At 60.8% G+C, this 12,474-nt stretch carries 8 protein-coding genes; 2 read left to right on the forward strand and 6 right to left on the reverse strand.

The features are described 5' to 3' along the window. Window positions 1-33: 33 nt before the first annotated feature. A complete protein-coding gene (locus E8M77_RS22115) occupies window positions 34-3,009 on the forward strand; it encodes a bifunctional [glutamine synthetase] adenylyltransferase/[glutamine synthetase]-adenylyl-L-tyrosine phosphorylase (protein ID WP_137132773.1) in 2,976 nt (991 codons plus the stop codon). Here E8M77_RS22115 and E8M77_RS22120 read toward each other — a convergent pair. Both E8M77_RS22120 and pepN read right to left on the reverse strand, forming a co-directional pair. Continuing rightward, complete coding sequence (locus E8M77_RS22120; RefSeq protein ID WP_137132774.1) at window positions 2,933-5,302, reverse strand: ATP-binding protein; 2,370 nt, start codon at window positions 5,300-5,302, stop codon at window positions 2,933-2,935. The two genes, E8M77_RS22115 and E8M77_RS22120, sit on opposite strands and share 77 nt — an antisense overlap. Before the next feature lie 212 nt (window positions 5,303-5,514). Beyond that, entirely contained in the window at window positions 5,515-8,163 is a 2,649-nt protein-coding gene (gene pepN, locus E8M77_RS22125; protein ID WP_137132775.1) for an aminopeptidase N, read from the reverse strand. A gap of 272 nt (window positions 8,164-8,435) precedes the next feature. Here pepN and E8M77_RS22130 point away from each other — a divergent pair, with 272 nt between their 5' ends. Next, window positions 8,436-9,374 carry a DMT family transporter gene (locus tag E8M77_RS22130; RefSeq protein WP_137132776.1) on the forward strand — a complete coding sequence of 313 codons (939 nt, stop codon included), beginning with the start codon at window positions 8,436-8,438 and terminating at the stop codon, window positions 9,372-9,374. An 18-nt stretch (window positions 9,375-9,392) separates the two neighbouring features. On the opposite strand, the gene E8M77_RS23985 is transcribed toward E8M77_RS22130, so the two are convergent. The 4 genes from E8M77_RS23985 to E8M77_RS22145 form a co-directional block, all read right to left on the reverse strand. Next, the gene (locus E8M77_RS23985; protein ID WP_170975968.1) at window positions 9,393-9,545 is read right to left on the reverse strand and encodes a hypothetical protein; all 153 of its coding nucleotides are present in this window, start codon (window positions 9,543-9,545) and stop codon (window positions 9,393-9,395) included. A gap of 8 nt (window positions 9,546-9,553) precedes the next feature. Beyond that, window positions 9,554-9,745, reverse strand: coding sequence for a hypothetical protein (locus E8M77_RS22135; RefSeq protein ID WP_137133077.1), 192 nt, complete (start codon window positions 9,743-9,745; stop codon window positions 9,554-9,556). A gap of 422 nt (window positions 9,746-10,167) precedes the next feature. Next, window positions 10,168-11,046: a uracil-DNA glycosylase gene (locus tag E8M77_RS22140; protein WP_137132777.1), complete on the reverse strand. Its 879-nt coding sequence runs from the start codon at window positions 11,044-11,046 to the stop codon at window positions 10,168-10,170. A 40-nt stretch (window positions 11,047-11,086) separates the two neighbouring features. Then, window positions 11,087-12,382: an Hsp70 family protein gene (locus E8M77_RS22145; RefSeq protein WP_137132778.1), complete on the reverse strand. Its 1,296-nt coding sequence runs from the start codon at window positions 12,380-12,382 to the stop codon at window positions 11,087-11,089. Between the last annotated feature and the right edge of the window lie 92 nt (window positions 12,383-12,474).

Below are 12,474 nucleotides of genomic sequence, written 5' to 3' on the forward strand. Positions count from 1 at the left end.
ACACTCTTCTCGGGAGAGCAGGGAGGACGAATAGTGACGGAGAAGCCACGACGCCTGGCAGATGTGCAAGCCGACATCATCAAGCCATTCAACCAGACCGAGGCAAAGGCTGCCCTATCGGCGCTGAAGGACATGGCTGCTGGTGAACCGGCGATTGCGGCAATGCTGGCTGACGGCGGCGCGCTGCGCGATTTTCTGGTCGCGGCTCTGTCACTCTCGCCTTACCTCAAGGATATCGCCGTCCTGCGTCCGGCGCTTCTGGCCGCAGCCATAACCCAGCCGCTGGAGGAGCTTCTTTCGGCAGCGCTTGCCCAGGCGCGCGATTGCTGGCGGGGCCGAGACGATGGCACGATCCCCTCGGAAGCCGAGGTGATGGTGGCGCTGCGCTGCGCCAAGCGCGAGGTGAGTTTCCTGCTGGCGCTGGGCGATCTTGGCCTCTTGTTTCATGCGCGCGAAACGACCGGCTGGCTGAGCGGGCTTGCCGATGCGGCGGTGGCAGCTGCCATCGATCACCTGCTATTGTCAGCCCATGGCAGCGGCAAGCTGAGGCTTGCCGACCCGGCGCGGCCGAGCCACGGTTCCGGGCTGATCGTTCTGGGCATGGGCAAGCTTGGCGCCCATGAGCTGAATTATTCCTCCGATATCGACATTGTGGTGTTCTTTGACCCGGATGCCGGCATTTTGCCCGACCCTTTCGAGGCAACCGAAGTCTATGGCCGGATGATGCGCCGGCTGATCCGCATTTTGCAGGAGCGCACCGGCGACGGCTATGTGTTTCGAACGGACCTTCGGCTGCGACCCGATCCGGGCTCCACCGCACTTGCCGTGCCGGTCGATGCCGCGCTCATCTATTACGAAGGGCGCGGGCAGAACTGGGAGCGGGCCGCCTATATCAAAGCGCGGCCAATGGCGGGCGATCTGGCTGCCGGCGCGGGCTTCCTGCGCGACATGGTACCCTTCGTTTTTCGCAAATATCTCGATTATGCGGCGATTGCCGACATTCACTCGATCAAACGGCAGATCCATGCGCATAAGGGCCATGGCGCGATTGCAGTAAAGGGCCATGACGTGAAGCTGGGTCGCGGCGGCATTCGCGAGATCGAGTTTTTTGCGCAGACGCAGCAGCTGATTGCCGGCGGGCGCATGCCGGCTCTGCGCGAACGGCGCACCGAGGATGCGCTGAAGGCGCTGGCCGCCGCCAACTGGATCACCCCGGACATTGCCGCGGCGATGACCGACGGCTACTGGTTTTTGCGCAATGTCGAGCACCGCATCCAGATGGTGCGTGACGAGCAATCGCACCGGCTGCCCGAGACCGAAAGCGAGCTGAAGCGCATTGCCCTGATGCTGGGCTTTGCCGATACAGCCGGCTTTGCGCAGCGGCTGGAAGGCGTGCTGCGCATGGTGGAACGCCGCTATGCCAAGCTGTTCGAGCAGGAGGCGAAGCTTTCCGGCAGCGATGGCAATCTGGTGTTTACCGGGCAGAGCGACGACCCGGAAACGCTGAAGACACTATCCAAGCTGGGCTTTGCCCGACCAGAAGACATGTCGCGCGTGATCCGCACCTGGCATTACGGGCGTTATCGCGCCACCCAATCGGTGGAGGCGCGCGAACGCCTGACGGAACTGATGCCGGATCTGCTTGCTGCCTTCGGCGACAGCAAAAGGGCCGATGATGCGCTCTTGCGCTTTGATGGCTTCCTGAAGGCCCTGCCGGCCGGCATCCAGCTGTTTTCGCTGCTTGGCAACAATCCCGGTCTCTTGTCGCTGGTGGTGACGATCATGTCGGCGGCACCAAGGCTTGCGGCAATCGTTGCTGCGCGTCCGCATGTGTTCGACGGCATGCTGGACCCTGGACTGATGGCGGAAATCCCGACGCGCGACTATCTGGCCGAACGGCTGTCGAGCTTTGTCGGTGCTGCGCGCCACTATGAGGAAGTGCTCGACCGGTTGCGCATCTTTGCCTCCGAACAGCGCTTTCTGATCGGCATCCGCTTGCTGACGGGCGCGATTACCGGCGTGCAGGCCGGGCGGGCCTTTACCGATCTTGCCGATCTCATCATCGAGCAAGCGCTTGGTGCCGTGATGGACGAGATGCGCCAGGCGCATGGAGACTATCCGGGCGGGCGGGTTGCGGTGATGGGCATGGGCAAGCTCGGCAGTTTCGAGCTGACGGCCGGTTCCGATGTCGATCTCATCCTTCTCTATGATTATCCGCAGGATGTGCTGGAATCGGATGGCGCAAAGCCGCTGGATGCCGTTCGCTATTTTACCCGCGTGACGCAAAGGCTGATCGCGGCCCTGTCTGCCCCGACGGCGGAGGGCATCATTTTCGAGGTGGATCTGCGGCTGCGCCCCTCCGGCAACAAGGGGCCGGTGGCCAGCCGTATCAGTGCTTTCCGCAAATACCAGCAGGAAGAGGCCTGGACCTGGGAGCATATGGCGCTGACGCGGGCGCGGCTGATCTGCGGCGATGACAGCCTGATCGCCGAGGTGGAAACCGTGATTGAAGAGGTGCTGAGCGCACCGCGCGACTGGGCAAAGATCGCCGCCGACGTGGCCGAGATGCGGGCGCTGATCGACAAGGAAAAGCCGCCGAAGGACAGCTGGGATTTGAAGCTGATACCGGGCGGGCTGATCGATATCGAATTCCTGGCGCAATATCTGCAGCTGATGCGACCGGATACTGGTGCCGTGCAGCCGGTAGATCGCACCGGAACGGCGGCAGCGCTAGCCCAAGCCTCCGGCGATCTTCTCTCCGCCGACGATCGCGATACCTGCCTTGCGGCGCTGACGCTTTATACGGAGCTGTCGCAGATCATAAGGCTCTGTGTCGAGGGCAGGTTCGAGCCGAAGGATGCGCCGGCGGGTCTTATCGAACGGCTCTGTGCCGGCGCCGATGCGCCAAGCCTGAAGCTGATCGAGGCGGATCTCAAGCGGCTGTCGAAGTCTGTTCGGTCGATTTTCCTGACAGCTGTTTCGCCGCGGCGGGCGGCCTCTGGGGGATGAACAGGGCGACCACCGTGCCATTGCCGATCTTGGAGCGGATGCGCATGGACCCGCCATGCAGGGCAACGAGCGAGCGCGAGATGGCAAGTCCGAGACCCGAGCCGCCCTTGCTCTTGGCATACTGGCTCTGAACCTGTTCGAAGGGCTGGCCGATCTTGCCAAGCGCCAGTTTCGGGATGCCGATGCCGGTATCGGCAATGGTCAGTACCACGCCGCGTTCCGACTGTCGGGCGCGCAATTCGATGCGGCCACCGTCATTGGTGAATTTCACCGCATTGGACAGGAGGTTCAACAGGATCTGTTTTACCGCACGTCGGTCGCCGGCCATATGCAGGCCTTCGGTGACACGCTGCGTGACGGCGATGTTCTTCTCCTGCGCCGGGATGGAGGTGAGACGCAGGCTTTCCTCGATCAGCGGGGCAAGATCGATCATCTCGCAATGGATGCGCATATGCCCGGCCTCGATCTTCGACATGTCGAGAATGTCGTTGATGACATTGAGCAGGTGCTTGCCGCTCTCGTGGATGTCGCGGGCATATTCGCTATATTTCGGCGAACCGACCGGGCCGAACATGCCGTTGAGCAGGATTTCCGAAAAGCCGAGAATGGCGTTGAGCGGCGTGCGCAGCTCATGGCTCATATTCGCGAGAAACTCCGACTTTGCCTTGTTGGCGGCTTCGGCGCGTTCCTTTTCCGCCTGGTAATTGGCATTGGCGGTGGACAGTTCTGCCTTCTGGCGTTCCAGCTTTTTCTGCGAGGAGGAAAGATCGCCAATCGTGGCCATCAGCCGGCGCTCGGATTCGCGCAAGCGCTCCTGATGCCGCTTCAGTAGTGAAATATCGGTGCCGACCGACACCATGCCACCATCGCGGGTGCGCCGCTCGTTGATCTGCAGCCAGCGCTCATCAGCCAGTTGGACTTCCGTGGTGCGCGAAAAGCCGCTGTGATCAGGATCGGCAATGCGCCGCTCGATGACGGGCCGTGCGGCGGTCGCCATCAGGATGCTTTTCTCAGTACCGGGCACAAGCAGGCCATCCGGCAGTCCATAGGCCTGCTGGAAATGGGTGTTGCACATCACGAGGCGATCATTCTTATCCCACAGGACGAAGGCCTCGGATGTGCATTCGATGGCGTCTGCCAGCCGCTGGTCGGCCTCGGCATAGCGTTCGGCAAGCCGGTGCTGCTCGGTGACGTCCATGGCAATGCCGATGACATGCGTGCGCCCCGTGCTGGAGCGCATGATCTGGGCACGGGCTCGCATCCAGACAAAATGTCCGGCTGCATGGCGCATGCGAAACACCTGGTCGATCTGCTTTGTATTGCCGCGTCCGACAGCGCGCGCCAAAGCAAACAGATTGCCATCGGCCGGATGCATCATGCGGGCAGCTTCGCTGAAGGACAGGACATTATTGCCGGGCGGCATGCCGAGCATTTCATACATGGAGCGCGACCAGAAAAGGCGGCGATTGGAAAGATCGAAATCCCAAAGGCCGCAACGGCCGCGCGACAAGGCAGTTTCGACGCGCAGGTTGGATTCCAGAAAGATCTCGTCGGCATCGCGGGCGCGCTTCACCTGCATGTAATAGGCGTAGAGAATGACCAGCAGTACCGAGGAAATGCCGGTAAACAGCGTGACATTGAGCGAGACCTGCTGGCGCCAGAAATCATTGATCGAGCCGAGAGAATGGGCCGCGACAATCAGACCGCCACCGCCAACGCTCTTGATCGCGGCATAGTGTGGCACGCCGTTGAAGGTGGTTTCGATAATGCCGTCGTCATCGCCGAAGCGGCGCAGGGCGACCATTTCCGGCAGGAATGAATCAAAGCGTGCGCCAAGATAAGGCGCATCATCCGACGAACTGGCATAGATGCGCCCGGCATTGTCGACGAGAATGACAAGCGCGTCCGGTTGCAGTTTTGTCTGCGGCAGGAAGAGGGCGAGGCGCGCTTCGGCAGCCTGTCGGTCGGCATTGGCGAAATCGGCATCATGCCCGACAAAGGCCGCCGAACTGGCCGCTGCCAGAAGCGCCGTCGTCTGGCGCGCGGCCTCTTCCATGCGGGCACGTTCCGACACGAGACCCATAAGGCGCGAGGCCGCAACCACGGCCAGAAATGCGATGATGAGAAGCGGGATGGAGCGCTTCAGCCACAGTTCTGCGCTGGGAAGGCGCAAGACCCGGCGCTTGACGGATGCCTGCCAGTCTCCGGAGATCAGCCAGGCCAGCGTGGCCCGGTCCGGAAATTTGAAACGCAGCCGCCCTTCGGCCGCAGTTTCCCGCTGCACGTCCGCCATCGTTCTGGAATATCCCTCGTGAGTGATTCGCAATGCCGCTTGCGATCTAAGGGCAGTGAATCATTGCCGATTCGGCTTGTCCAGAGGCGAGGTTAAGAAAATTTTAACCATAATGGAAACAAGCGGTTTTGGAACATTCCGCTTGTACCCGTTTAACTGCGCTGAACGGCGTGTGGCACGGCATTTTTGAGGCCGTGCCGGTCGCTCGACATTCAGCCTTTCAGCATGCGCTCGACGATGTCGCCGACATCGGCCGAGAGCTTCGGCGAGCGCTGGATTTCCACAAGCGCCGAGCGGGCCAGATCGGCACGCAGTGATTCCAGCGACCGCCAGGAACGCATGGAGGTGAGGATGCGCGCGGCAAGCTGCGGATTGCGCGGATCGATCGCCAGGATCTGCTGGGCGAGGAACCGGTATCCCTCGCCATCGGCACGGTTGAAGCCGGTGGGATTGGAAAAGGCGAAGGAACCGATCAGCGAACGCACGCGGTTTGGATTGGTGCCAACGAACTGGGGATGGTCCATCAGCGCCTTGATACGGGCAAGGGCCGCATCGCCGGGAATGGTGGCCTGGATGGTGAACCACTTGTCGAGAACCAGCGCATTGTCGCTGAAGCGCTGGAGGAATGTATCCAGAGCCTCATGCGTCAGCGCGTCATCCGGGAAGCGATGCGCCAGAACGGTGAGCGCCTGTGTCATGTCGGTCATGTTGTCGGATGAGGCAAAGGCGTCCGCTGCACGCTGTGCGCCTCCTTCCGCATAGGCGAGATAGGAAAGCGCGCTATTGCGCAGCGCGCGCCTGCCGGCGCCTGCCGCATCCGGCGTGAAGGCGCCGTTCCTGGCCATTGTCGCAAACAGCGTTTCGAAGACGGAGGATCCGGCCTTGGCGATGAGGGCGATAATGCCCTGGCGGCCGGCATGGATGGCATCCGGATCATTATTGCCGCCAAGCTCGCGGGCAATGTCGCTTTCGCTGGGCAGGGCCAGCGCCTGGGCGCGGAAGGCCGGTTCCAGCGTTTCATCGGCGGCCGCTTCCAGAAGGGCTGTGACAAGCGCGTCATCGCAGGAGATTGCGCGGCCCTCGCGTGCATCGCGGGCGGCCTGTATCAAGTTTGGCAGAGCCAGATCCGTCAGCGCCTGCCAGCGGGCAAACAGATCGCTGTCATGGCGGGCAATATGAGCCAGATCGGCCGGGGCCTGCTTGAAATCGAGATTGATCGGTGCCGAGAAGCTGCGGTTGAGCGAGAGGACAGGACGCGCTGCAATGCCGGTGAAGGTGAAATCCTGCTTGCGCTCGGTCAGATGCAGCACATCGCCCGAGACTTCGCCGCCCGATACCGAGGCCGGCTCGGCAATCGAGCCATTGTCGAGGATGAGCGCAAAGGACAGCGGAATGTGCATCGGTTCCTTGACCGACTGACCGGGCGTTGCAGGCACCATCTGTTCGAGCGACAGCGTGAAGCTCTGGCTTGCTGCATCATAGGCGCCAGACGCGGTGACCATCGGCGTTCCGGCTTGATGGTACCAGCGGGAAAATTGCGTCAGATCGCGGCCGCTGACTTCGGCAAAGCAGGCGACGAAATCCTCGACGGTTGCGGCCTCGCCATCATGACGCTCGAAATAGAGATCCATGCCCGCCTTGAATGTATCGCGGCCCAGAAGGGTGGCGATCATGCGGGTGACTTCGGAGCCCTTCTCGTAGACGGTCGTCGTATAGAAATTGTTGATTTCACGGTAGCTCGTCGGGCGCACCGGATGGGCGAGCGGGCCGGCATCTTCCGGGAACTGTTCCGCCTTCAGGTGACGCACTTCGGCAATGCGCTTGACGGCACGCGAGCGCATGTCGGCGGAGAATTCGTGATCGCGATAGACCGTCAGGCCTTCCTTCAGGCACAGCTGGAACCAGTCGCGGCAGGTGATGCGGTTGCCGGTCCAGTTGTGGAAATATTCGTGCGCGATGATCGCTTCGATATTGGCATAGTCCTGATCGGTCGCCGTTTCCGGATCTGCCAGAACATATTTGTCGTTGAAGACGTTGAGGCCCTTGTTCTCCATGGCGCCCATGTTGAAATCGGACACGGCAACGATCATGAAGATATCAAGATCATATTCGCGGCCGAAGCGCTCTTCGTCCCACTTCATGGAGCGCTTCAGGGCGTCCATGGCATAGGCGGCGCGTGCCTCTTTGCCGTGCTCGACATAGATCTTCAGCGTGACCTCGCGCTCCGACATCGTCGTGAACGTGTCTTCGACGACACCGAGATCGCCGGCAACCAGCGCAAATAGATAGCTTGGCTTGGGGAAGGGGTCGAACCAGGCGGCGAAATGCCGACCTTCGTCATAATTGCCGCCACCGAGGAAATTGCCGTTCGACAGAAGCACCGGATTGGCGGCCTTATCGGCAATGATGGTGATCGTGTAGGGCGCGAGCACATCCGGGCGATCGGGGAAATAGGTGATGCGCCGGAAACCTTCCGCCTCGCACTGCGTGCAATAGACGCCATTGGTGCGATATAGACCCATCAGCTGGGTATTGGCTTCCGGATTGATGATCGTGATGATGGTGACTTCGAAGGGCACGCTTTCCGGCAAGCCGCGGATCGTCAGGCTTTCCGGCGTTACGTCAAACTGTCCGGCCGGAAGCTCGTTCTGATCGAGACGCAGTTCGGCAAGCGTCAGTTCATCGCCGTCGAGTACCAAAGCTTGGCCGAAATCAACGCCGTCGCGGCGATGGAAGATCAGCCGGGTTTCAATACGAGTGGCAGCCGGATCCAGCTCAAAGGTAAGATCGACGCGTTCCAGGACGAAGTCAGTGGGGCGGTAATCTGCCAGATGCACAATCTGACCCGTGTCTGTACGCATGATGTTCCCTGATTTGGACGTGTCTATTGATATCAGACGGTCTTTTGACAATCGCGTTCCGGGCAATATTGCATCGAAAACTGAACGATTGTTAAAGCCGTGCTGAAATCGGACAGCCATCGGCGTAAGATTCGGCTGAAGCCTCGATACAATTGATGGGTGCATCAGCATTCGTGATGAATGATCGCCGCCAAGTTCGATAGTCTGTCGCTTCGCGAGTCATGTTTCAAATTCGGTCCGTCATCCTCGGCCCGGCCGCAACGAGCCTTAGTATGAGTTCCGAAACGCAGGATCCCTTACGGGGGATCACGATGAAGATCCTGTCCGTCATCGTTTTTCTTTGCATGCAGACCTGCATCAAATCGGCAGGGCCGGATATTCCGGCGGGTCAGATCACTTTCTTTCGTTCGGCTTTTGCACTGGTGCCGATCCTTGGCTATCTCGCGCTGAACGGCGATCTGAAGACGGCGTTTCGCACCGACAGTCCCTTTGGCCATCTGAAGCGCGGGCTCTTGGGTATTTCCGCCATGGCCTGTGGTTTTTACGGGCTTATCCACCTGCCGCTGCCCGATGCCATTGCCATCGGCTATGCTTCCCCGCTGATGGCCGTCATTTTCGCCTCGCTGATTCTCAAGGAGCAGGTCCGCGTCTACCGCTGGACGGCTGTAGCACTTGGTATTTTCGGGGTGCTGATCATCACCTGGCCGAAACTGTCGCTGTTTGGCGCAGGCGGCATGGAAAAGAACCAGGCCATCGGTGCGATGGCCGTTCTCCTATCTGCGGTGATCGGTGGTCTTGCCATGGTGCAGACGCGCCAATTGGTGCGCACGGAAAAGACCGCCACGATCGTCGTCTATTTCTCGCTGACCGCCTCGGTGTTTTCGCTGCTGAGCCTGCCCTTCGGCTGGGCGGTGTTGTCGCTCGAGGAGGCGGTGTTTCTGGTCGTATCCGGCTTTTGCGGCGGACTGGCGCAGATTTTCCTCACGGAAAGCTATCGGCATGCGGATGTTTCGACGGTTGCGCCGTTCGAATATTCCTCGATCATTCTGGGAATAGCGATTGCCTATGTGCTGTTCGGCGATGTGCCCACCTGGCAGATGCTGCTTGGCACGGTGATTACCGTATCGGCCGGCATCTTCATCATCTACCGCGAGCACCAGCTGGGGCTTGAACGCAAGGCAGCGCGGAAGGCGTCGTCGCCTGCCGCGTAATCAGTCTCTGTAGGGCGGTCAGATCGGGATGCCGGCAATCGCATTGTCGGCGCAGGCGGCCTGATCCTGGATGCGGGCGGCAGAGCGGGTATATTCGCTGCTGGCACGCACGGCAGTCGAAATGCTGGCGAGATTGCTGCGCAGGCGACGGATGGGATTGAACAGAGTCATGTTTTTTCTCAACGCTCGCGGAAATCGGCAAACACGGCTGTCGGGCGGCTAAGGCCGATCCGGCGTCCGAAAGCACTGGCCGTCAGTTGCTCGTTCGTTGCCGAGCCGAAACTGTGATAGCCCTCGGTAGAGCGGGGCGAGAGACCTGCGAGACGCAGGGTCTCGAAGCCGGAATGAATAGGGCGGTTGCGCATTCGCATGGCCTTGGTTCCTGAAGTGGGTTCCTCCCAAGACGCATTGCTAATATTGCACCGCAGCATTGCTTCTTCAAGCATCATGTCCGCGCCGCTGCCATGCGCCTTTTGCATGGCTGCTTTCATAAAACTTTAAGAATGCTTCTTAAGGATGCTGTTATACCAAGCGTCGATGGTAGAAACCGATTGCGCCGGAGCGATTTTGATTTCCGGCTAGGAGAAAACCACAGTCGGACCTCTCGGTCCGGCGAGGATTTGCGACAACGTCCGGGAGGCAAAAGCGCCCGGTCCTTCGGATGGGCCGGATTTCGTTCACCGGCTATGTCGCAATCCTCGACCGATGCGAACAGCATCGCTCTCCGGTATGCTCCTTGCCGGATGAACGTCTCCGGTCCCACGCAATGGGTTCCTATCATCGACGCTTGGTATTACCCTGGCAGGCGGCTGCGAAACAGCATGAGATCCCGCCAGGCGAGCGCCTTGTTGGCCGGTGCCGTGAGCAGATCCTGTGGGTGAAGGCTGGCAAGCGCCGGCACGGTCATGTTGCCGAAGGTCAGATCCCGCCACTCGCCGCGCAGATTGAAGATCGTACCATCTTCGCCAAAGAAGTAGCGTGCGGTGAAATTGCCCAAGAGCAGCAGGTGTTTTGGCGCGGCAAGCTCGATCTGCCGCTCGATGAAGGGCCGGCAGATATCGATTTCGACGGCCGAGGGCGGGCGATTGCCCGGCGGGCGCCACGGCACAACATTGCTGATAAGTGCCGTTTGGCGCGACAGGCCGATGGCTGCCAGCATGCGATCAAGCAATTGCCCCTGGCGCCCGGAAAAGGGCACGCCGTCGCGGTCGTCATCGGCGGTCGGCATCGGCCCGATGATCATGACGCCGGCTGCCGGATTGCCATCGGTGAACACGGTGGAGCGCGCACCGTTCTTCAGATTGCAGCCGCCAAAGGCTTCCAGCGCCAGCTTCAATTCTTCGAGAGAATGCGCTGAAGAGGCGGCAAGCCTTGCAGAGGCAATCGCCTCTGCATCGGGAATGGCAAGGGCTGTGGCGGATGCCGGCGCGCGCACAGGCGGCGCGGCAGCGTTTCTGTCACCACCGGGAGCGCGGCGCGCCGCAGCCTGCGGCGCTTCGGCTGGCTGTGCTGTCCGCTCGCGTTTCTGGCTGGCGTGTGCGGCCTGCTGTGCGGCAAAGGCTGCAATGCGATCGACCGGCTCGTCTTCCAGCAGCCATTCCACGCCTGCATCCGCATAGAAATGCAAAAGAGCGGCAACTTCCGCCGGGGCGAGGGTTCTGGCTGAGATCATGGTTTTATCTTAGCCTATCGAGCCCCCGCGATAAAGCGGCTCATGCCGCCCATTGGGCAACGTCGCCACTTTCTCCGATGAGAGCAAGGCCGTGGGCGATGGACAGAAGCTCGCCACCGCTTTCGATGCGGTCTGCATCGAAGCGACGGGTAAAGATCTGCCGGACGGCCGGCACGAAAGAGGTGCCGCCGGTGAGGAAGACCTTGTCGACGTCGCTGGCCGGTGTGTTGGTCTTTTCCAGAACCTCGTCCAGTGCGCCTTCGATGCGCGACAGGTCATCGCTGATCCAGCTTTCGAAATCGCTGCGCTTGACGGTGCGGTGGCCGGCCCTGCCGAGCGGGGCAAAGCGGAATTCTGCTTCATCGCCATTCGACAGTGCCATCTTGGTGGCCGAAATCGCCTGATAGAGCGGGTAGCCTTCGTCGTGTTCGATGAGGTCGATGAACAGTTCGAGCTTGTCCGGCTCGACAGCCGAGCGCACCAGCGACTGGAGATCGGTGAACTCGCGCGTCGTCTTGAAGATCGACAGCTGGTTCCAGCGGCCGAAATTGGCATAGTAGCCGGCGGGGACTTCCAGAAGCTTGTCGAAGCTCTTGAAATGGCTGCCCTTGCCGATTTCCGGCGAGACGAGATTGTCGATCAGACGGAAGTCGAAGTGATCGCCGGCAATGCCGACGCCCGAATGACCGATCGGCACGGCGCGCAACTGGCCGGCATGGCGCTCGAAGCGGATGAGGGAATAGTCGGTGGTGCCGCCGCCGAAATCGGCGACCAGCACATTGGCATCGCGCTGTAGCGACTGAGCGAAGTAATAGGCGGCGGCCACCGGCTCATAGACATAGTGGATTTCCGGAAAACCGAAACGGGTGAGAGCTGCCTGATAGCGCTCGATGGCGAGCGCTTCATCCGGGTTGCCGCCGGCAAAGCGCACAGGACGACCGACCACAAGGCGCGAGATTTCGTCCGGCCATTCCGTGCCCGCATAGGCCTTGAGGCGGCGCAGGAAGATCTCCATCAGATCCTCGAACTTCTGGCGCCGTGCATAGACGAGCGTTGCCTGGAATGCGGCGCTGGCGGCAAAGGTCTTGATCGATTGCAGGAAACGGCAATCGCCCGGATTGTCGATGAACATGCGGATGGCCGCCTGGCCGGCTTCCACTTTCAGCGCCTGGGCGCCGAGCGTCGGATCCTTCATGAAGGACAGCGCGGTACGCATGCTGTCGGTCACGCCGGCGCTGCTTTCAAACGGCAGCGAATGGGTGGTTGTGCCACCGGCTTCTGCCAGTGCCAGAACGGTATTGGTCGTGCCAAAGTCGAGCCCAAGCGCACGTGCCATGGCTTCGTCCTTCCTGTCAAAAATGAGCTGAAACGAAGCGTCTGGCGCCTCGAACGCAATGAAGGCGACCAGCGCCCCCCGAAAAGATGAGG

The organism is Rhizobium sp. FY34 (assembly GCF_005222845.1).
In the GTDB taxonomy this organism is placed as follows: Bacteria; Pseudomonadota; Alphaproteobacteria; order Rhizobiales; family Rhizobiaceae; genus Neorhizobium.